The 20282-nt window shown below is 67.3% G+C and carries 23 protein-coding genes; 12 read left to right on the top strand and 11 right to left on the bottom strand.

Features of this window, described 5'->3' with window-relative positions; genetic code table 11:
- Positions 1-45 precede the first annotated feature (45 nt).
- Positions 46-957 (top strand): methyltransferase domain-containing protein, encoded by a 912-nt coding sequence (locus tag Q0C57_RS08905; protein ID WP_296575136.1) that lies wholly within the window; start codon positions 46-48, stop codon positions 955-957.
- A 90-nt stretch (positions 958-1047) separates the two neighbouring features.
- Positions 1048-1551, top strand: a complete 504-nt coding sequence (locus Q0C57_RS08900) for a carbon monoxide dehydrogenase subunit G (protein WP_296575133.1) — start codon at positions 1048-1050, stop codon at positions 1549-1551.
- Positions 1552-1573: 22 nt separating this feature from the next.
- Here Q0C57_RS08900 and Q0C57_RS08895 read toward each other — a convergent pair whose 3' ends face one another.
- Entirely contained in the window at positions 1574-1993 is a 420-nt protein-coding gene (locus tag Q0C57_RS08895) for a metallopeptidase family protein (protein WP_296575131.1), read from the bottom strand.
- Complete coding sequence (locus Q0C57_RS08890; RefSeq protein ID WP_296575129.1) at positions 1983-2234, bottom strand: hypothetical protein; 252 nt, start codon at positions 2232-2234, stop codon at positions 1983-1985. The genes Q0C57_RS08895 and Q0C57_RS08890 overlap by 11 nt, the downstream gene beginning before the upstream one ends.
- A gap of 114 nt (positions 2235-2348) precedes the next feature.
- Here Q0C57_RS08890 and Q0C57_RS08885 point away from each other — a divergent pair, with 114 nt between their 5' ends.
- Positions 2349-2597, top strand: a complete 249-nt coding sequence (locus tag Q0C57_RS08885) for a hypothetical protein (RefSeq protein WP_296575127.1) — start codon at positions 2349-2351, stop codon at positions 2595-2597.
- Positions 2598-2603: 6 nt separating this feature from the next.
- Here Q0C57_RS08885 and ftsY read toward each other — a convergent pair whose 3' ends face one another.
- Positions 2604-3671 carry a signal recognition particle-docking protein FtsY gene (gene ftsY / locus Q0C57_RS08880; protein WP_296575124.1) on the bottom strand — a complete coding sequence of 356 codons (1068 nt, stop codon included), beginning with the start codon at positions 3669-3671 and terminating at the stop codon, positions 2604-2606.
- A 138-nt stretch (positions 3672-3809) separates the two neighbouring features.
- On the opposite strand from ftsY, the gene Q0C57_RS08875 reads away from it, so the two are divergent.
- Positions 3810-4520, top strand: a complete 711-nt coding sequence (locus tag Q0C57_RS08875) for an RluA family pseudouridine synthase (RefSeq protein ID WP_296575121.1) — start codon at positions 3810-3812, stop codon at positions 4518-4520.
- 130 nt (positions 4521-4650) lie between these two features.
- On the top strand, positions 4651-5883 hold the full coding sequence (locus tag Q0C57_RS08870; RefSeq protein ID WP_296575118.1) for an AMP-binding protein: 1233 nt from the start codon (positions 4651-4653) through the stop codon (positions 5881-5883).
- 42 nt (positions 5884-5925) lie between these two features.
- Here the strand turns inward: Q0C57_RS08870 and hemH are convergent, their stop codons facing one another.
- From hemH to Q0C57_RS08845, 5 genes are all read right to left on the bottom strand, one after another.
- Positions 5926-6957, bottom strand: coding sequence for a ferrochelatase (hemH, locus tag Q0C57_RS08865; RefSeq protein WP_296575115.1), 1032 nt, complete (start codon positions 6955-6957; stop codon positions 5926-5928).
- Positions 6958-7059: 102 nt separating this feature from the next.
- Positions 7060-7956: a metal ABC transporter permease gene (locus Q0C57_RS08860; RefSeq protein WP_296575112.1), complete on the bottom strand. Its 897-nt coding sequence runs from the start codon at positions 7954-7956 to the stop codon at positions 7060-7062.
- The gene (locus Q0C57_RS08855; RefSeq protein ID WP_296575109.1) at positions 7956-8852 is read right to left on the bottom strand and encodes a metal ABC transporter permease; all 897 of its coding nucleotides are present in this window, start codon (positions 8850-8852) and stop codon (positions 7956-7958) included. Before Q0C57_RS08855 ends, Q0C57_RS08860 begins: the two co-directional genes overlap by 1 nt.
- Positions 8853-8857: 5 nt before the next feature.
- On the bottom strand, positions 8858-9610 hold the full coding sequence (locus Q0C57_RS08850; RefSeq protein WP_296575107.1) for a metal ABC transporter ATP-binding protein: 753 nt from the start codon (positions 9608-9610) through the stop codon (positions 8858-8860).
- 9 nt (positions 9611-9619) lie between these two features.
- A complete protein-coding gene (locus Q0C57_RS08845; RefSeq protein ID WP_296575103.1) occupies positions 9620-10588 on the bottom strand; it encodes a zinc ABC transporter substrate-binding protein in 969 nt (322 codons plus the stop codon).
- A 333-nt stretch (positions 10589-10921) separates the two neighbouring features.
- Between Q0C57_RS08845 and Q0C57_RS08840 the strand changes: the two genes are divergently transcribed.
- Complete coding sequence (locus Q0C57_RS08840; RefSeq protein ID WP_296575100.1) at positions 10922-11902, top strand: SPFH domain-containing protein; 981 nt, start codon at positions 10922-10924, stop codon at positions 11900-11902.
- A gap of 1 nt (position 11903) precedes the next feature.
- On the top strand, positions 11904-12353 hold the full coding sequence (locus Q0C57_RS08835) for an NfeD family protein (RefSeq protein WP_296575098.1): 450 nt from the start codon (positions 11904-11906) through the stop codon (positions 12351-12353).
- Positions 12354-12369: 16 nt separating this feature from the next.
- Here the strand turns inward: Q0C57_RS08835 and Q0C57_RS08830 are convergent, their stop codons facing one another.
- Positions 12370-13335 (bottom strand): 2-hydroxyacid dehydrogenase, encoded by a 966-nt coding sequence (locus Q0C57_RS08830; protein WP_296575094.1) that lies wholly within the window; start codon positions 13333-13335, stop codon positions 12370-12372.
- A 246-nt stretch (positions 13336-13581) separates the two neighbouring features.
- Between Q0C57_RS08830 and ugpC the strand changes: the two genes are divergently transcribed.
- From ugpC to Q0C57_RS08805, 5 genes are all read left to right on the top strand, one after another.
- The gene (gene ugpC, locus Q0C57_RS08825) at positions 13582-14646 is read left to right on the top strand and encodes a sn-glycerol-3-phosphate ABC transporter ATP-binding protein UgpC (RefSeq protein ID WP_296575091.1); all 1065 of its coding nucleotides are present in this window, start codon (positions 13582-13584) and stop codon (positions 14644-14646) included.
- Between the two features lie 105 nt (positions 14647-14751).
- Positions 14752-16068, top strand: coding sequence for an ABC transporter substrate-binding protein (locus Q0C57_RS08820; RefSeq protein WP_296575088.1), 1317 nt, complete (start codon positions 14752-14754; stop codon positions 16066-16068).
- Positions 16069-16152: 84 nt separating this feature from the next.
- On the top strand, positions 16153-17118 hold the full coding sequence (locus Q0C57_RS08815; protein WP_296575083.1) for a carbohydrate ABC transporter permease: 966 nt from the start codon (positions 16153-16155) through the stop codon (positions 17116-17118).
- A 138-nt stretch (positions 17119-17256) separates the two neighbouring features.
- Entirely contained in the window at positions 17257-18102 is an 846-nt protein-coding gene (locus Q0C57_RS08810) for a carbohydrate ABC transporter permease (RefSeq protein ID WP_296575433.1), read from the top strand.
- 93 nt (positions 18103-18195) lie between these two features.
- Positions 18196-19074, top strand: coding sequence for an NAD(P)-dependent oxidoreductase (locus Q0C57_RS08805; protein WP_296575080.1), 879 nt, complete (start codon positions 18196-18198; stop codon positions 19072-19074).
- Positions 19075-19080: 6 nt separating this feature from the next.
- Here the strand turns inward: Q0C57_RS08805 and Q0C57_RS08800 are convergent, their stop codons facing one another.
- Both Q0C57_RS08800 and Q0C57_RS08795 read right to left on the bottom strand, forming a co-directional pair.
- On the bottom strand, positions 19081-19587 hold the full coding sequence (locus tag Q0C57_RS08800; RefSeq protein ID WP_296575077.1) for a MarR family winged helix-turn-helix transcriptional regulator: 507 nt from the start codon (positions 19585-19587) through the stop codon (positions 19081-19083).
- A gap of 106 nt (positions 19588-19693) precedes the next feature.
- On the bottom strand, positions 19694-20275 hold the full coding sequence (locus Q0C57_RS08795) for an NAD(P)H-dependent oxidoreductase (RefSeq protein ID WP_296575074.1): 582 nt from the start codon (positions 20273-20275) through the stop codon (positions 19694-19696).
- Between the last annotated feature and the right edge of the window lie 7 nt (positions 20276-20282).

Raw genomic sequence — 20282 nt, 5'->3', positions numbered from 1 at the left:
ACGCTGAAGGGCAAGGCTCGCCGCGAATTTGACGCAGGATGGGCCATGCACCATATGCCGCCGATGACAATGCAGCATTTCGACAACCACCTCGCCGGACGGCGCCGGCTTCGCGCCGCGCGGGGAGAGGTGGCAGACTTTCTGCTGACCGACGTCGCCGAGGACATTGCCGACCGGCTGCTGCTGGTGCAGCGGACATTCACCGACATCGCCGACATCGCAACACCGACCGATGCGCTGCGGACAGCCCTTGCGGCGCGCCGATGGCCCGTCGTGCTCGCGACCGAGGCGGTGGAGGAACTGGCCCGGCGGCGTGCCGCGCCGGTCGTCGTCGCCGCCCCGGACATGCTGCCCTTCGCCGAGCAGAGCCTCGACCTCGCCGTCTCGGCACTGGGCCTGCAATTCGTCGACGACCTGCCGGGTCTCTTCGTGCAGGTGCGCCGGGCGCTGAAGCCAGATGGCCTTTTTCTCGCGGCGCTCCTCGGCGGCGATACCCTGATCGAACTGCGCCAGGCCTTCGCCGCCGCGGAGAGCGAGCTGGATGGCGGGCTGTCACCGCGGGTCGCCCCCTTCGCCGACGTCCGCGACATCGGCGGCCTGCTGCAACGGGCGGGCTTCGCACTGCCGGTCACGGATTCCGACCGGCTGACGGTGCGCTACCGCGATGTCTTCGCGCTGATGCGGGACCTGCGCGCCATGGGTGCCACCAACCCGCTCGTCGCCCGCCGACGCGTTCCCCTGAAACGCGCGACGCTGCTGCGCATGGCCGCCATCTACCACGCGCGTTTTGCCGATCCGGACGGCCGCATCCGCGCCACCTTCCAGGTCGTCACCCTGTCGGGCTGGGCGCCGCATGACAGCCAGCAGAAGCCGCTGCGGCCGGGCTCGGCCAAGGCCCGGCTGGCTGACGCGCTGAAGGCGGTCGAATGGCCCGCCGGCGAGAAGCCGGGCGGCTGACCGGGCGCCCTGCCGAAGACGGGCTCGACAGCCGCCCGCCGCCGGTCCTAGTCTCCGCTCCGAAATCGCCCCAATCGAAGGCCCCATCCCATGGACATGACTGGCACCCAGCGTATCGAGGCCCCGCGGGAAGTGGTGTGGGCGGCGCTCAACGATCCCGATGTGCTGCGCCAGTGCATTCCCGGCTGCCAGAGCATGGAGCGCACCGGCGACAATGGCTTTGCCGCCAAGGCGGTGCTGAAGATCGGGCCGGTCAAGGCGAGTTTCTCCGGTAGCGTCACCCTCTCCGACATCGATCCGCCCAACGGCTACACCATTTCCGGCGAAGGCAATGGCGGCGTCGCCGGCATGGCCAAGGGCGGCGCCACGGTGAAACTGACGGAGGAGAGCGAAGGGGTGACGCTCCTCACCTATGACGTGAAGAGCCAGATTTCCGGCAAGATCGCCCAGCTCGGCTCGCGGCTGATCGATGCCACCGCCAAGAAGCTGGCGGGCGAATTCTTCGACAGCTTCTCGAAGGTGGTCGCCCCGCCCGCCCCCGGCGAGGAGATGCCGGAGGAAAAGAAGAAGTGGTGGAAGTTCGGCAAGGGCTGACGCACCGTCGAAGCCCTGCCGCTCACTCCCCGCGCCGCTCGATCGCCTCCATGTCCTCATCCGACAGGCCGAAATGGTGGCCGATCTCATGGATCAGCACATGGGCGATGACGGCGCCGAGCGTCTCGTCATGTTCGGCCCAGTAGTCGAGGATCGGCCGCCGGTAGAGCCAGATCATATTGGGCATGGCGCCGGAATGCTGGACGGACTGAAACGGCATGCCCGTGCCCTGGAAAAGGCCGAGAAGATCGAAATCGGTCTCGGCCTCCATCTCCTTCAGGACCTCCTCGGTGGGAAAATCCTCGACGCGGATGACGAGACCCTTGCAGAGGGCACGGAAGTCCTCGGGCAGGCCGGCATAGGCGGTGGCGGCGATGGCCTCGAAGGCTTCGAGATCCGGTGCCTTCAGGCCGGCGAGGGCTGCGGCGCTCTCAGCGGCCATAGGTCAAGCCCAGATAGATGAGGCAGCCGATGCCGATGGCGATGGCGAGGCCCCGGCCGATGCGCTTGCCCCAGATCTCCGCGGGATCCTCGGATTCGCCGCGGGCGGTGAGGAAATCGCCGCTGCGCCGCAGGGCGGATTCGAGGATGGGCGCGGAATCGCGGTGGGCGCGCTCCAGGATGCGCCGCGCCTCCTCCTGCCGCTTCGCGTCGTCGTCGGATCTCGGGCTGTTGGTACTCATCAACAAGGTTCTAACCGATCAGGAGCGCGGCGCCACCCGGTCCGGGCGTCGCAGGTGGAAACGGATTGGTGACTCTGTTGCGGCATTCTCGCCGTCCGTCTCCGGAGTATCGCCATGTCACGCCGCCCGTCGTTCATGCTCGCGCTCACCATCTGTGCCCTGGTGACCTTCCTCGCACCGGTGGCCCCGGCCGCGGCGAGCCCGTTCTGGACCGGCTGGTTCGCCACCGAGAGGCCGGTGGTCTATCGGCCGATCGTGACGCCGCGCACCTACTATTTCGCCCCGGCTGCCACGGCGGAGATGCTTCCCCGGCCGCACCATCGGCACCATCGGCACGGGCGCCACCATCGCATGCCGCACTGAGGCCCGTCAGCCCTCGTCGAGGCCGACGATGGCGCGGGCGAAATCCTGCGCCGCGAAGGGTTCGAGATCGTCGATGCCTTCGCCGACGCCGATGAAATGAACGGGAAGCCCGGTCTTCGCCGCGACGGCGACGAGGATGCCGCCGCGGGCCGTTCCGTCAAGCTTGGTCATGACCAGGCCGGTCACGCCGGCGGTGCGGGCGAAGGCGTCGACCTGGGTCAGGGCGTTCTGGCCGGTCGTGGCGTCGAGGACGAGGAGCACGGCGTGAGGCGCGGCGGCATCGACCTTGCGGATGACGCGCACAACCTTCTCGAGCTCGGCCATCAGCTCCGACTTGTTCTGCAGCCGCCCAGCCGTGTCGAGGATGACGACGTCGGTGCCCGCCTCCTGCGCCTGTGACACCGTGTCGAAGGCGAGGCCCGCCGCATCCGACCCCTGCGGCCGGGTGACAACCGGCGCGCCGGTGCGCTCACCCCAGATCTTCAGCTGCTCGATGGCGGCAGCGCGGAACGTGTCGCCGGCGCCCAGCATGACCGAGCGCCCCTCGGCGCGGAACTTGGCGGCGAGCTTGCCGATGGTGGTGGTCTTGCCGGCACCGTTGACGCCGACCACCATGATGACGAAGGGCCGGGCGGCGGGGTCGATGACCAGGGGCCGGGCAACGGGACCGAGAACGGCCTCGATCTCGCCGGCGAGGACAGCGCGCACTTCCTCCGGCGCGATGTCCTTGCCGAAGCGGCCCTTGGAAAGGGCGCCGGCAATGCGCCCGGCAGTCTCGACGCCGAGATCGGCCTGGATCAGGAGGTCCTCGAGCTCCTCGAGCGTCGCATGATCGAGCTTGCGCTTGGTAAAGAGGTCGGTGACCCCCGTGCCGAGCTTGGAGGACGTGCGCGACAGCCCTTCGGTGAGCCGGCGCCACCAGCTCCGCGGCTCGGCCGGTGCCGCGGATTCAGCATCGGCCGGGGCGGCCGCGGCCGGCCGTGCCGGCGGGTGCGGGGCAGGCTCGTCCTGGCCGAACAGCCGCTTGAAGAAACCGGGCCGCTTCGGCTCGTCGGGCTTCGGCTGATCGGACATCGGCAAGGGATCTCGCTGGCAACGGGGCAGAAAAGTGCAGGCGGCGTCACCGGCATTTAGGCCGGATGGCCCGCCATGGCTAGGCCGGCAGCGCGGGGAAGGCTGGCGGGCGCGGCGGCGGCATCCTATCAAGGATCCATGACGTCAGCTGCCCCGCACCCCGTTCCCGACGATCCGCTCGGACTGATCCCGCGCCTGCTCCATCGCGACGCCAATGTGCTGATCCTGAACAAGCCGGCCGGCCTGCCGGTCCACAAGGGGCCCGGCGGCGGCGAGACGCTCACCGACCATCTCGACTTGCTGCGGTTCGGGCTGCCGCGGGCGCCGGAACTCGCCCACCGGCTCGACAAGGACACGGCGGGATGCCTGGTGCTCGGCCGCCATCGGCGGGCGCTGGAACGGCTCGGCCTGATGTTCAAGCGCGGCGAGGTGACCAAGACCTACTGGGCTGTGGTGGAGGGTGGCCCGGCCGACGCTGCCGGCGAGATCACCATCGCCATGAGCCCGCGCGATCCGAAGCGCGGCTGGTGGATGAAGGCGGACCCGAAGGGCCAGCCGGCGCTGACGCGCTACCGGGTGCTCGGGCGGGGCGAGGGGCGGAGCTGGCTCGCTTTGGAACCGGTCACCGGACGCACCCACCAGCTGAGGCTCCATTGCGCGGAGAGTGGCTTTCCCATTCTCGGCGACACGATCTACGGCAAGGCGCCGCGGGTCGGCGGACCGGGACTGCATCTCCTCGCCCGGTCCCTTGTGCTGCCCTTCGATCCGAAGCGCCCGGCCGTGGTGGCGGAGGCGCCGCCGCCGCCGGCAATGGAGGCCGCGCTGAAAGGCTGCGGCTGGATCAGCTGACGCTACGTAAGTTCTCTCGCGCCGCTCTTTGGCGAAACATACTTTCTACAACCTCCGGGTTCATTCGGACCAAGGTTGGACTTGGCGCGGCCCCGGCCAGCGCCGATACTCATCGGCGAGGGAGATCATCATGGCTGGCCATTACGACAAGCGCGAAACGCGCGACGACGCCGCGCGCGAGAAGGACCTGATGAAGCGGTTGCCGCAGGTGCTCACCGCCGCCATGAAGGTCCCGGCCTGGCGGCGCCACCTTGGCAAGATCGATCCGCGGGGGATCACCTCGCGGGCGGCGCTCGCGGAATTGCCCATCCAGCGGAAGGCGGACCTGCCGGCCCTGCAGAAGGCGGCGCTGCCCTTCGGCGGCTTCGTGCCGGGCAAGCCCAGCGCCTTCGGGCGGCTGTTCATGTCGCCGGGACCGATCTTCGAACCCGAGGCCATCGGCCACGACGTCTGGCGGGTCGGGCGCGCCATGGCGGCGGCGGGCTTCAAGCGCGGCGACATCGTGCTGAACACGCTGTCCTACCACCTGACGCCCGGGGCCTGGTGTTTCGATTCCGGCGCGCGGGCGGTCGGCTGCGCCGTCATCCCCGCCGGACCCGGCAATACAGAGGCCCAGCTCGACCTGATCGAGGCCTATCGGCCGAGCGCCTATGCCGGCGTTCCGGACTTTCTGAAGATCCTGCTCGACGCCGCGAGGGAGAAGGGCCGCGACGCCTCATCGATCAAGCGTGCGCTGGTCGGCGGGGCGGCCTTCCCGGCGTCGCTGCAGAAGGAGATCGCCTCCCGCGGGGTCGACGCCTATCAGACCTATGCCATCGCCGAATGTGGCGTCATCGCCTATGAGACCGCGGCGCGCGAGGGCCTGGTGCTCAACGAGGACATCATCCTGGAGATCGTCCGGCCGGGGACCGGCGACCCCGTGACGCCCGGCGAGGTCGGCGAGGTTGTGATCACGGTGCTCGACCCCCATCACCCGCTGATCCGCTTCGCCGTCGGCGACCTCACCGCCATCCTCCCCGGTGCCTCGCCCTGCGGGCGGACCAATACCCGCATCAAGGGCTGGATGGGCCGCGCCGACCAGACCGCCAAGGTGAAGGGCATGTTCGTCCGCCCCGAACAGGTGGCGGAGGTCATCCGCCGCCATCCCGAGATCGCCCGGGCGCGGCTGGTGGTGGCGCGCAACGGCGAGACCGACGCCATGACGCTGAAGGTGGAATCGCGCGCACGCTCGCCGGAATTCGTCCACGCCGTCGGCGAGAGCCTGCAGGCGATCCTGAAGCTGAAAGGCACCGTGGAGCCGGTGAAGCCCGGCTCCCTGCCCAATGACGGCAAGGTCATTGAGGACACGCGGCCAGTGGGGTGACGGCGCCCCACGGCGGCAGAGAAAGCCGGCGAAGTCCGGGTGTCAGATCCAGCCCTGGAGTTCGCGTTCGACCACGGTGGTGATCACCTTCATGCCGAGATCCGACTCGTTCAGACAGGGGATGTAGGTGAACTTCTCGCCGCCATGCTCCTCGAAGATATGGCGGTTCTCGCCATCGAGTTCCTCCAGCGTCTCCAGGCAATCGGCGGAGAAGGCCGGGGCGATGATGGCGAGCTTCTTGACGCCCTTCTTCGCCAGGGTCTCGACCGTCTCGTCGGTATAGGGCTTCAGCCATTCGTCGGGCCCGAAGCGCGACTGGAAGCTCATCATCATCTGGTCGGTCGTGTAGCCGAGTTCCTCGCGCAGCAGGCGCCAGGTCTTGGCGCACTGGCAATGATAGGGGTCGCCGCGCAGGAGATAGCTCTTCGGCATGCCGTGGAACGAGGTGAGGATGACCTCCGGCTCGAAATCCAGCGTGGCGAGGTGGTCGCGTACCGACTGGGCAAGGGCGGCGATGTAGGCGGGCTCGTCGTGATAGGGCGGCGCGATGCGGAGGGTCGGCTGCCAGCGCATCTGCATCAGGGCGCGGAAGACATGGTCATTGGCGGTCGCCGTGGTTGCGGCCGCATATTGCGGATAGAGCGAGAAGGCGAGGATGCGGTCGCAGCCCTCGGCCATGAGCCGCTCGATGGCCGGCTTGATGGCGGGGTTGCCGTAGCGCATAGCCCATTCGACATGGATGTCGGGGCTGACACCCTGGAGATGGGCGGCGAGCTTGTCCGCCTGGTTGCGGGTGATGGTCTTGAGAAAGCTCTCGTCCTTCTCGGTGTTCCAGATCGTCGCGTAGTCCTTGCCCTTCTTCTGCGGCCGGGTCTGAAGGATGATGAGGTTCAGGATTGGCCACCAGATGGCGCGCGACGTCTCGATGACGCGCCGGTCGGACAGGAATTCCTTCAGATAGCGGCGCATGGACCAATAGTCGGTGCCATCGGGGGTCCCGAGGTTCATCAGCAGCACGCCGATCTTGCCCGTTTTCACGGGAACGTGGCCGGCAGGAAGTTTCATCTCGCGCATGGGGACTCGCGGTGGATCTGGCTCATGGGCGCGGGTGATACGCCTGAATGGTCAAGGTTGAAAGCTGTTACGCGGCCACAGGGCCGATGGATTTGCGCCAGGTCAGGCGCGGGCCCGCCATGCGGCGGTCGCGGCGAGCGCCAGACCTGCCACGGCGCCAATGGTTCCCGCCGCGTTCAGCGCCAGTGCGGAGCCGAACAACCGCGGTCCGAAGACGGCGGCGGCATAGCCGACGAGGACCGTTGCGAATGCAATGGCGGCCGACAGCGCCATCTGGTGCGAGAGCCGCGTCGTCAGCAGACGGGCGGTTGCGGCCGGGCAGACGATCATGGCGACGGCCAGAACGACGCCGACCGACTTGAAGGCGGCGGTGCAGGCGAGCGCCGTGGCGGTGAGGAGAGCGGCCTCCAGCAGCCCAACCGGCAGGCCGCTCGCGCGCGCGAAGACCGGATCGAAGGCGAGAAGGGCGAATTCCTTGCGGAAGGCGGCGAGGATGGCAACGACGAGGACCAGAACCAGGCCGAGTTCAAAGACGACCTGCGGCAGGTCCATGAACGCCTGGACGAGCCCGGCTGAGCCCCCGGGATCACGGCTCACCCAGATGAGGCCTTCCAGATGGCCAGTCACCACATGGTGGATGTCGAAGCCGGTGCGCGACAGGCCGGTCCATTCGAGCACCAGGATGCCGAAGGCGAAGAAGCTGGTGAAGACGACGCCGAGCGCCGTGCCTGGCTCGACCCGGCCGGCGGCGATGAGGAAGGCAACCAGGCCGGAAGCCGCAAAGGCGGCGGCGAGCCCCCCGGCGAGCGCAACGATGCTGCCGGAAAGGCCGGTGATGGCGACGGCCACCACGACGCCAGGGACGACGGCATGGCTCAGGGCATCGGCGGCCATGGCGCGCCGGGTGAGGACCAGGAGGTTGCCGACAAGGGCGCAGGCAAGCGCCGACAGGCTGGCGGCGAGCAGCGGCACGAAATCGACGGTCCAGAACTCGGCCATCACGTGCTCTTCCTGAGAAGGCCGCGGGCGCGCCCGAAGGTGAGGCTGAGGGTGAACAGCAGCGCCGCAACCAGCACGATGGCGGGGCCGGTCGGCGTGTCCTTCAAGACGGCCGAGAGCGCCGCGCCGGTGAAGGCCGAGACGGCGCCGACGGCGGCGGCGACGGCGACGACGGTCCCGGCGCGGTCGGACCAGAAGCGGGCTGCGGCGGGCGGGATGACCACGAGGGCAATCGCGAGGACGAAGCCGGCAATGGGCAGAGCGGCCACGACGACGACGGCACAGACGAGGGCGACCAGCGCGTCGAGACGGGCCACCGGCAGGCCCACCGTCGCGGCGAAATCCGGATCGAAGGCGACGGCCGAGAATTCCTTGAGCAGCAGCGCGATGACAACGAGCACAAGGAGGGCGAGGCCCGCCATCATCTGCGCCTCGCCGGGGAGCATGCCCGCCGCAGAGCCGAACAGAAGGGATTCGAGTCCCGCCTGGCGGCCGATGGCGAGGGTCTGGACGACCGACATGAGGGCGAGGCCGAGCCCGAAGCCCGCGGCGAGCACCACCGCGGTGGCGGTGTCATGGCCGACACGCGGCCGGCGGCCGAGCCATTCGATGGCGAGGAGCGAGACAAGCGCCGCGATGCCCGCCCCAGCCATCAGCCAGCCGGCCTCGCGCGGCGAGCGGCCGAGCAGGGCGGCGACGAGGAAGGCCGCGGCGATGCCGGGCAGGGTTCCATGGGCAACGGCGTCGGAGACGAGGGCCCGCCGCCGCAACATGGCGAAGGTTCCCGCCGCCCCGGCCGCGCAGCCGAGCGCGGCGGCGCCGAGCATGACGACGGTCGTGTTGAAGCCGGCCTGGAAGGTGACGACGGCGAAAAGCTGAGCGAGGACCGCGTCCATGCCTCTCAGACAGTCAACGGGACGCCATAGGCGCGCGCGAGGTTTTGCGGGGTGAAGGCCACCTGGACCGGCCCTGCGGCAATGACCGTCTTGTTCAGCACCAGCACGTCGGCAAAGCGCTCGGAAACCGTCCCGAGATCGTGGTGGACACAGACGACGAGCCGCCCATCGCGGTCGAGGTCATCGAAGACGTCGAGGATGATGCGCTCGGATGCGGCATCGACGCCGGCCAGCGGCTCATCAAGAAAGAGGATGGCGGCGTCGCGCGCGAGGCCGCGGGCGAGGAAGACGCGCTGCTGCTGGCCACCGGACATCTGGCCGATCTGGCGGCCGGCGAGATCGGCGAGGCCGACCCGGTCGAGGAGGGCGAGCGCCCGTTCCCGGCGGGCCCGGCCATAGCCGCGGAACCAGCCGGGCTCGCGCACCATGCCCTGCAGGACGACGTCGAGGGCCGTCGCCGGAAAGTCCCAGTCCACCGTCGCCCGCTGCGGGACATAGGCGGTGGCGTCGCGCATCGCATCGACGCTCCGGCCGCCAATGGTGACGCGGCCGGTCGAGGGCACCAGGCCGAGGATCGCCTTGATGAGCGTGGACTTGCCCGCACCGTTCGGCCCGACGATGGCGGTGAGCCCGGTGACGGGGGCCTCCCAACTGACGTCATTGAGAACGGGCACGCCGCGATAGGCGACCGACAGCCCCTCCACGGCCAGACGGCCGATGGCCGGGGCGAGGGCCTCGGGTGGCGTGACGGCAAGCATGTCCACTCCTCAGCCTGTGAGCCGTCCGGACATGCCCTTTTCAGGAGCCGCCCCGCCGAGCGCGCGCGCAATGGTGGTGACGTTGTGGTCGATCATACCGACATAGGTTCCTTCATAGGTGCCGGGTTTGCCCATGGCGTCGGAGAAGAGTTCGCCGCCAACGACGAGAGTATGGCCCCGACGCGCAGCGCCTTCAATGACGGCGCGAACATTGCGGTCGGAAACCGAACTCTCGACGAAGATCGCGGGGAGGCGGCGCTGAACCACGAGGTCCACCGTCGCCTCGATGGCCCGAAGCCCAGCCTCGCTTTCCGTCGACAGGCCCTGGATGCCGTGAACCTCGAAGCGATAGGCGCGGGCCAGATAGCCGAAGGCGTCGTGAGCGGTAACGAGGACGCGGCGCTCCGGCGCGATCGAACCCAAGACCTGTCCGGCATAGGCGCCCAGCGCCTCCAACCGGGTGAGCACAGGCGCCAGATCCGGCGTCAGCTTGGTGCGACCGGGCAGATCGAGCCCTGCGAGGCGCTCGGCAACGGCGCGGACGACGACGGTCCAAAGAGCCGGGTCCATCCAGACGTGGGGATCGGGCTTGTCGGCGACCTCCTCGTCCTTGAGCAACTGATCGCGGCCAATCGCCTCGGCGGCGAGAAGCGGTGCCCGCTGGCGCGCCAATTGCTGGAAGGTCTCGCGGAACTGGGCTTCAAGGCCGAGGCCATGGGCGATGACGAGGTCGGCCTGGGTCAGCTTGACGATGTCGGCGCGGGTCGGCCGGTACAGGTGGGGATCAACCCCCTCGCCCATCAGCGCCTCGACGGCGACCTGCTCGCCAGCCAGCATCCTGACGGCATCGGCCAGCATGGCCGTGGTGGTGACGACGGACGGCTTGCGGGCGCCTTGGGCGAGCGCTGGCCACGGTGCGGTTGCCGCCGTTGCTGCGGCAAGGGCAAGAAGGGTACGGCGGCTGACATCGGAAATCATTGCATCACCTGCTCAGAGCCAAGGGGTCCCCGCAACATCGCTGTTGCAACTCATTTGCATTAACATGAGGGTGAGGCCGGCCCCTGTCAAGCCAGTTGCGAGGCATTCGCAACAATGTAGCGCCGGCGAAATGTCCGGGTGGGCCTCGCGCCATGGCAGCGCAATATATAGATGGTTCCCTGCAGCCGTCGTGTTACGCCTAGTCCGGGCTCGGGATCAGGATAGGCGTGCTGCTGGCCGGCCCATCTTGATTGCCGTTCGGAGCGTCGGGCCGGGACACTGTCGCCGCCATGCCGGGCGCCTCGCTTCCCCCATTCGCAACGGAGAGACATCATGATCCCATTCGCCGGTAGCGACATCGCGCTCATCGCCATCGCCCTCGTTGTGATCCTGTTTCTCTTTGCGGCCATCAAGACGGTGCCGCAGGGCTATCAATGGACGGTGGAGCGGTTCGGCCGGTACATCCGGACCTTGCATCCCGGCCTGAAGCTGATCGTGCCGTTCATTGACCGGATCGGCCACAAGGTGAACGTCATGGAGCAGATGCTCGATGTGCCGAGCCAGGAGGTCATCACCAAGGACAATGCCAAGGTGACCGTGGACGGCGTGCTGTTTTTCCAGGTGCTGGACGCGGCGCGCTCGTCCTACGAGATCACGCGGCTGGAACTGTCGCTGATGAACCTCGCCATGACCAATATCCGCACGGTGATGGGCTCCATGGATCTTGATGCCCTGCTGTCCAACCGCGACACGATCAACGAGAGCCTGCTGCGCGTCGTCGATCAGGCGGCGGCACCCTGGGGCATCAAGGTGAACCGCATCGAGATCAAGGACATTGCGCCGCCAGCCGACCTTGTCGCCGCCATGGGCCGGCAGATGAAGGCCGAGCGCGAGAAGCGCGCCGTCATCCTTGAGGCGGAGGGACAGCGCCAGTCGGAGATCCTGCGGGCCGAGGGCGAGAAGCAGTCGCAGATCCTCGAGGCCGAGGGCCGCAAGGAGGCCGCCTTTCGCGATGCCGAGGCCCGCGAGCGCCAGGCGGAGGCGGAGGCCAAGGCCACCGAGATGCTGTCGGCCGCCATTGCCGGCGGCAATGCGCTGTCGGTGAACTATTTCATCGCGGAGAAATATCTGAAGGCACTGGAGGGGCTTGCCATGTCACCCAACCAGAAGACGCTGATCCTGCCGATCGAGACAACGCAGATCCTCGGCTCGCTTGCCGGAATCGGCGAGATCGCCAAGGCCGCCTTTGGTCCCGACGGCCCTGCCCCGCGGCCGCCAGGACGCAGCGGCAGCGTGCCCAGCGCGGGAGGCTGAGATGATTCTTGCAACGCTGGCCAGCTGGGGGGCCTGGAGCTGGATCGCCTTCGCGGCAGTCCTGATGGCAGCGGAGATTCTCGTCCCCGGCTATTTCCTGATCTGGCTCGGGGCCGCCGCGGCCCTCACCGGCATGACCTTCCTGGTCATGCCAGGCCCCTGGCAGATTCAGCTCCTGGTCTTCGCGGTGCTGTCGCTGCTCTGCCTCTTCGGCTGGGTGAAGGTGATGAAAGCCACCAACGGGACCACGAGCGACAAGCCCGACCTCAACCGTCGCCTCGAGGCGCTGATCGGCAACGAATTCGTGCTTGAGGAGCCGATCCAGGCCGGACGCGGACGCGTCCGCATCGCCGATTCCGTCTGGCTGGTGACGGGACCGGACCTGGCCACAGGCGCCCGGGTCCGCGTCACCGCCTTCCAGGGCGCCGTGCTGGTGGTGGAGGCGGTCTGACCGCCTCCCGTCCGCCTCACATCGTCGGCGGCCAGGGTGTCTCGGACACCGGGGTGAGAGGCCCCTTCCCGTCGGCCCAGGAGACGAGGTTGTCGACGACGAGCTGCGCCATGGCGTTGCGCGTGTGGACCGAGGCCGATCCGACATGGGGGAACAGGACGATGTGGTCCATCGCGATCAGTTCCGCCGGGACGCGCGGCTCGTCCTCGAAAACATCGAGGCCGGCGGACAGGATGGTCTTCTTGCGGAGTGCCTCAACCAGCGCCGCCTCGTCGATGACCGTGCCGCGACCGACATTGATGACGACGCCGTCGGGACCCAGCGCCTCGAGCACCTCGCGGTTGACGATCTTGCTGGTGGCGGCACCGCCCGGAGCGACGATCATCAGAACGTTGACGTCGCGGGCCATCTCGACCAGCGAGGGGTAATAGCGGTAGGCGACATCCGGCTGGGCCGAGCGGCCATGATAGACGACCGGCAGCCCGAAGGCCTCAAGGCGCCGCGCGATGGCCTTGCCGATGCGGCCGAGGCCGAGAATGCCGACCTTGCGGTCGCGCAGCGTGCCGGTCAGCGGATAGGGCTTCTCCAGCCATTTGCCGGCGCGCAGATAACGGTCGGTCTGGGGAAACTGGCGCATCGTGCACAGGAGCAGGCCGAGGGCGGTGTCGGCGACCTCCTCGTTGAGGACATCGGGCGTGTTGGTGACGACGATGCCGTTCTGGCCGGCCCAGGCGGCGTCGACATGGTCATAGCCCACGCCGAAGGACGAGACGATCTTGAGGCCGGGAAACCGCCCCATCAGGGCGGGATCGCAGGAAACATGGCTGCCCGAGGCGAAAGCGACGACACTCGGCGCGAGCTGGCGCAGAAGGGCCTCCTTGTCGGCCGCCTCCCAGAGCTTGTGCAGCGTGAACCGCTGCGCCAACTGGTCCTGGATGGTCTGCATCATGGGGCCGGTCATGAGCAGGTCGGGCTTCGTCATGGGTCGTCTCCCTCAGGCGCCGGCGCGATGAATATCGGTCAGTACGGCAGAAATTTTCCCGCATTCAACCGATTAAATGTCAGCCCTGCCGGACCGTGATCACACTTGATTTCCATTTTCGGCATGCCACACTGTCTCTCGAAAGAAGCCATATGGCCGCACTGGTCCCACGGGACCGGATCACAGAGCCCAGGTCAAGGGCCGGCGGCAGAAGGCAGGGTCGAGGGACCCACGGGAGGAATGTGAATGGCATCCGTCGACATTCGCGACGTGCGAAAGTCTTTTGGCTCGACCGCGATCATCCATGGCGTCTCCGTTCCGATCGCGGATGGCGAATTCGTCGTGCTGGTGGGCCCGTCGGGCTGTGGCAAGTCCACCCTGCTGCGCATGATCGCGGGCCTTGAGAACATTACCGGCGGCGAGATCGCCATCGGCGACCGCGTCGTGAACAATGTTCCGCCGAAAGAGCGCGACATCGCCATGGTGTTCCAGAACTACGCGCTCTATCCGCACATGACGGTGGCGGACAATATGGGCTTCTCGCTGAAGCTCAGGAACGCGCCGCAAAGCGAGATCGACTCCAAGGTGAAGCGCGCCGCGGAGATCCTCAATCTCGGTGCCCTGCTCGACCGGTTCCCGCGCCAGCTTTCCGGCGGCCAGCGGCAGCGCGTCGCCATGGGGCGCGCCATCGTCCGCGACCCCCAGGTCTTCCTCTTCGACGAGCCGCTGTCGAACCTCGACGCCAAGCTGCGTGTCGCCATGCGCACCGAGATCAAGGAACTGCACCAGCGGCTGAAAACGACCACCGTCTATGTCACCCACGACCAGATCGAGGCGATGACCATGGCCGACAAGATCGTCGTCATGCATGACGGGATCGTCGAGCAGATGGGCGCGCCGCTCGATCTCTATGACAACCCGGTCAATCTCTTCGTCGCCGGCTTCATCGGTTCGCCGGCGATGAACTTTCTCCGCGGCAAGATCGACGGCCAGAGCTTTGTGCTGGAGGGCGGCGCCCGCCTACCGCTCGGCACGCCGCCGTCGGCCTCGGCCAGCCAGCCGGCCATCTACGGCATCCGGCCCGAACATTTCCTCATCGACAACGAGGCCGGCGCCGCGGCGGAGGTCGTCGTCGTCGAGCCGACGGGTTCGGAAATCCAGGTGGTTGCCCGGCTCGACGGCCAGGAGGTCATCGCCGTGTTCCGCGAGCGCCACGACTTCAAACCCGGCGACAAGATCCGCCTGGGCACCGATCGCCGGGTGACGCATCTGTTCGATGCACAGTCGGGAAAGACCCTGGCGCGCCAGTAGAGCACCGGCGCGTCCGAACCAACAGGCGGGGCAAACCCGTGTCGACAAAAACCGGCAAGGTCCACGGCGAAGATGGGCTCCGGATCCTTATGGGAGGATAACCTGATGACTGCCTTCACTCGTCGTACCCTCGTCAAGGGCGCCGCCGCCGCGGGCGTTCTCACCGGCTCCGGCCTCACTGACTGGGCCAAGGCCTGGGCGCAGACCTCGCCCTTCAGGCCGGAAACCGGCGCGACCCTCAACCTCCTGCGCTGGCGCCGCTTCGTCGAGGCGGAAGACGCCCAGTTCAACCGCATGGTGGCGGCCTTCACCCAGGCGACCGGCTGTCGCGTCAACGTGTCGAGCGAGAGCTTCGACGACGTGCAGCCCAAGGCCTCGGTCGCCGCCAATACCGGCACCGGCCCCGATCTCATCTGGTCGCTCTATTCCGTGCCGCACCTCTTCCCACAAAGGTGCCTGGAGGTGACCGACGTCGCCGACTATCTCGGCAAGAAATATGGCGGCTGGGTGCCGCTGGCCGAAGCCTACGGTAAGTCCGGCGGCAAGTGGATCTCGATCCCGGTCGCCGTCAACGGCGGCTATATCAACTACCGCATCTCGATGCTCAAGGCCGCCGGCTTCAACGAGGTGCCGCAGGACACGAAGGGCTTCCTCGAGCTCTGCAAGGCCCTGAAGGCCAAGGGTACGCCCTCCGGCTTCCCGCTGGGACGCGCCACCGGTGACGGCAATGCCTTCGCCCACTGGCTCCTCTGGTCGCACGGCGCCGCCCAGGTCGACGAGAACGAGAAGATCACCATCAACTCGGCCGAGACCCGTGCGGCCCTGCGCTATGCCAAGGAACTCTGGGACACCTTCATTCCCGGCACGGCGGCGTGGAACGACTCAAACAACAACCGCGCCTTCCTCTCGGGTGAAATCTCGCTGACGGCCAACGGGATCTCGATCTATGCCGCCGCCCGCGTCTCGCAGGATGCCAAGCAGCGCGAAATCGCCGCCGACATGGACCATGCCTTCTGGCCCATCGGCCCGATCGGCAAGCCGGCGGAGATCCAGCTCGCCTTCCCGATGTTCGGCATGACCTATTCGCGGTTCCCGAACGCCTGCAAGGCCTTCATGGCCTTCATCCTGGAGGCCGAGAACTTCAATCCGTGGCTGGAAGCGGCCGAGGGTTACCTGACGCACGTCCTCAATGCCTATGACAGCAATCCGGTCTGGACGCGCGACCCCAAGGCACGGGTGTTCGGTGAGTCGGCGAAGCGTTCCTTCCCCGCCGGCTACAGGGGGCCGATCAACGAGAAGGCGGCGACCGCCATCGCCGACTTCATCGTGGTCGACCTCTTTGCCAACCACTGCACCGGCAAGGAAGACGTCGAGGGCGCGATCCGCGTCGCCGAGCGTCAGCTTCGCCGCATCTATCGCTGATCGGCCGGGCGGCGCGGCTGCCCGACGCATTCCGGACGGGGGCGGCGTGCCGCCCCCGTTCTCGACAGTTTTCCGGAGAACACCATGGCCGATGCCGCCGTCGCACGCACCGAAGCCCGCCCCATGCCGGGCGAGCCCTCGGCCTGGCAACAGCTCAAGGTCAACCGCAACTGGTTGGGCTTCTGGTTCATGGTGCCCGCCATGGCCTTCCTGGTTCTCTTCCTGGTCTATCCGCTCGGCAAGGGCCTGTGGATGAGCTTCACCGACGCCCGCATCGGGCGTGAGGGGCGGTTCGTGGGCCTCGAGAACTTCGAGTGGCTCAGCGAGGACAGCGACTTCATCGGGGCGCTCATCTTCACCATCGTCTTCACCTTCGTCGCCTCGGCCGTGAAATTCGCGATCGGCCTCTATCTGGCGCTGCTGCTCAACAACAACCTGCCGTTCAAGGCCTTCATCCGCTCCGTGGTGCTCATCCCTTTCATCGTGCCGACAGTGCTCTCGGCGGTCGCCTTCTGGTGGATTTTCGACACCCAGTTCTCGGTCATCACCTGGGGGCTGGTAAAAATGGGCATCATTGATCGCGGATCCCCCATCAACTGGATGGGCGATCCCTTCATGGCCCAGTGCGTGGTCATTTTCGCGAATATCTGGCGCGGCATCCCCTTCATCGCGATCACGCTGCTGGCCGGCCTGCAGACCGTCTCGCCCTCGCTCTACGAGGCGGCGACGCTGGACGGGGCCACCCGCTGGCAGAATTTCCGCTATGTGACCTATCCGCTTCTGACGCCGATCATCGCGGTGGTGATGACCTTCTCGGTGCTCTTCACCTTCACCGACTTCCAGCTGATCTGGGCGATGACCCGCGGCGGGCCGGTCAACGCCACCCATCTGATGGCGACCCTGTCCTACCAGCGCGGCATTCTCGGCGGCAATCTCGGAGAGGGCGCGGCCATCGCCATCTCCATGGTGCCCTTCCTTCTCGCCGCCATCATGTTCTCGTGGTTCGGGCTGCAGCGCCGGAAGTGGCAGCAGGGCGAGAGCAATGACTGACATACACCCCCATTCCGCCCGCCTGACCCCCGCCGACGGAGCCCTGACATGACGACCAGCGCCGGAACCGACCTGAAGAACCCGGCGGCCAGTGGCGCCTTCAGCCGCTCGGCCGCCAAGGACGACCATTCCGAGGGCATGAGCTATCTGGAAAGCCTGCCGCGCAAGACGGTGACGGTCTATATCCCGCTGTTCATCATCGTGGTCGTACTGTTGTTCCCGTTCTATTGGATGTTCATCACCTCCATCAAACCGGACCAGGACCTGCTCGACCTCCATGGCGGCAACCCGCTCTGGGTGAGCGAGCCGACCTTCCGCCACTTCTACAAGCTGCTGTTCGAATCGAACTATCCGACCTGGCTCTGGAACACGATGTTCGTGGCCGTCTGCGCCACGTTCCTGTCCATTGTCGCTTCGGTACTCGCCGCCTATGCGATCACCCGGATCCGCTACAAGGGCGCGCAGACGGTCGGCGGCCTGATCTTCCTCGCCTATCTGGTGCCGCCGTCGATCCTGTTCATCCCGCTGTCGACCATCATCCATGTCTACGGCCTGTTCGACACGCCCTTCGCGCTGATCCTGACCTATCCGACCATCCTCATTCCATTCTGCACCTGGCTGCTGATGGGCTATTTCAAGACCATTCCCTACGAGTTGGAGGAATGCGCCCTGATCGACGGCGCCAGTCGCTGGCAGATTCTGGTCAAGATCATCATCCCCCTGGCGGTTCCAGGCCTGATCTCGGCCTTCATCTTCGCTTTCACCCTGTGCTGGAACGAGTTCATCTATGCGCTGACCTTCATCTCCTCGAACCCCAACAAGACGGTGCCGACCGCCATCGTCTCGGAATTCGTCGACGGCGACGTGTTCCGCTGGGGCTCGCTGATGGCCGGCGCGCTGGTCGGCTCGCTGCCGCTGGTCATCCTCTACGCCTTCTTCGTCGAGCATTACGTCTCGGCCATGACCGGCGCGGTGAAGGAATAGGCTCCGCAGGCGAGAAAAACGTGGATGCCCGGCGCGCGACCGGGCATGAGGATAAGGGCGAACCCAACCACCGTGCATCCTGGAACCTTGCCCATGACCACCATCTGCTTTGCCGGCCTCGGAGCCATGGGCCGCCCCATGGCGGCCAATCTCGTCAAGGCCGGCCACGCCGTCCACGGGACCGACGTGAACCCCGCGGCACTGGTGTGGCTGAAGGAGAATGGCGGCACGCCCTTCCCCTCGGCGAGGGAAGCAGCCACCGGCGCCGAGATGCTGGTGCTGATGGTGGTGAACGCCGACCAGGCCGAGGCCGTGTTGTTCGAGGCCGGCGCCCTCGAGGCGCTGGCGCCCAATGCCATCGTGGTGCTCTGCGCCACCTGCGCGCCCGCGCGCGCCGCCGCCATCGGCGACAAGGTCGCGGCGAGCCAGCGCCGCTTCGTCGATGCCCCGGTCTCCGGCGGTGTGGTGGGTGCGGAAGCCGGCGCATTGACCATCATGGCTTCGGGTCCGGCCGCTGTGCTGGATGCCGCCGAGCCGGTCCTCAAGGTGATGGGCTCGCGCCTGTTCCGTGTCGGCGAGAAGGCTGGCGACGGCGCCATGGTGAAGACCATCAACCAGTTGCTGTGCGGCGTGCATATCGCCGCCGCGGCGGAGGCGCTCGCCCTCGGCGAGCGCGCCGGGCTCGACACGAAGGTGCTTCTCGAGATCTATGGCTCCAGCGCCGCGGGAAGCTGGATGCTCAACAACCGCGGCCCGCGCATGCTGATGGACGACCCGCCGGTAACCTCGGCCGTCGACATCTTCGTCAAGGATCTCGGCATCGTGCTGGATGCGGGCCACCAGACGAAGGCGCCGCTCTTCCTCGCCGCCGCCGCGCATCAACTCTTCCTCGCCGCCTCCGGCATGGGGCTCGGCAAGGCCGATGACGCGCTGGTCATCGAGGCCTATCGCGCCCTGGGCCCCAAGGCCTGACGCAGGTCAGGAGTCCTCGCCGTCGTCATCGTCGTCCGGCTGCTCCTCGGCATGGGGACGCAGGGTCTTTTCCATGCGGCGCAGCAGCTTGCGCAGGCGCTTGACGTCCTTGCCGTCCATGTCGGCGAGCATCTCGTCCTCGGCAGCGAACCAGAGGTCGTCGATGGCGGCGGATTTCTCCACCCCCGCGGCGGTCAGGCCGACCTGGACCAGACGGCCATCCGCCGACCCGCCGTTGCGACGCTCGACCAGTCCCTGGGCAGCCAGACGCCCGACCGTCTTCGACGCCGTGGGAGGGCGGACCCGCAGGGCGGCCGCGAGTTCGCCCATGGTCATGTCGCCACCATCGGCGAGGATCTTGAGCACCTGCTCCTGGCCCGGATAGAGGCCGAGGATCGTCAGCTTGCGCGCCACCAGGGTACGGTGGAGCCGCGCGGCGTGCTGGATATGGGCGCCGATCGTCTTGCGGTAGGGCTCGCGCGAACCCTTGTCGGAGTCCTTCAGCCTGGTCATGCCATTCCCCCCTCAGCGGGACGCGGGCGCCCCGGCGACCGCGCATGTGCAGCCGGCGCATGTTTCGCGCTCAATGGTGACGAGAGCGTGACACACGCGAGCCGGCTCACCAACGGGAAAAGACAATCTGAACCCGTTTCAGGAAGGCCTGCCGCGTCGCCGGCGTCGAGCGGTTCATGTCGTAGTGAGCCAGATACGTGACGGAGGCCTTGAAGGCGGTGACGGCCCTGAGCGACCGGGTGCAGAACTTGCGCGGCGGATTGCCCAGCAGCGTCGCCTTGGTCCAGCTGGCGCCATAGGTGGTCACGACGCCGATCCGGCGGATGTTGGAGAGCATGCCCTGGGTCCGTCCGTCGACCAGACCGAAGGAGATTCCCGGCAGGAAGACCCGGTCGAAATAGCCCTTGAGCATGGCCGGAAAGCCGAAATTCCAGACGGGAAAGACAAGGACGATCGCCTCGGCCGCCTTCAGGCGGTCGACATGGGCCTGGACGGGACGGGTGTTCGCGGCGAGGTCGTGATAGCCTAGCCGGTCGGCGCGGGAGAGTACGGGGTCGAAGCCCTCGCCATAGAGGTCGCAATCGTCGACGACATGACCGGCAGCGGTCAGGCTTTTGATCACGGCCAGATGCAGGGCCGCCCCGTAGCTCTCCGGGTTCGGGTGGCAGTAGAGGACGAGGATACGCATCAGGACC

It is taken from the genome of Phreatobacter sp., assembly GCF_022843985.1.
Lineage (GTDB): Bacteria > Pseudomonadota > Alphaproteobacteria > Rhizobiales > Phreatobacteraceae > Phreatobacter.
The sequence above is the reverse complement of the archived record's forward strand: the minus strand, read 5'-3'. Positions and strand labels throughout refer to the sequence as shown.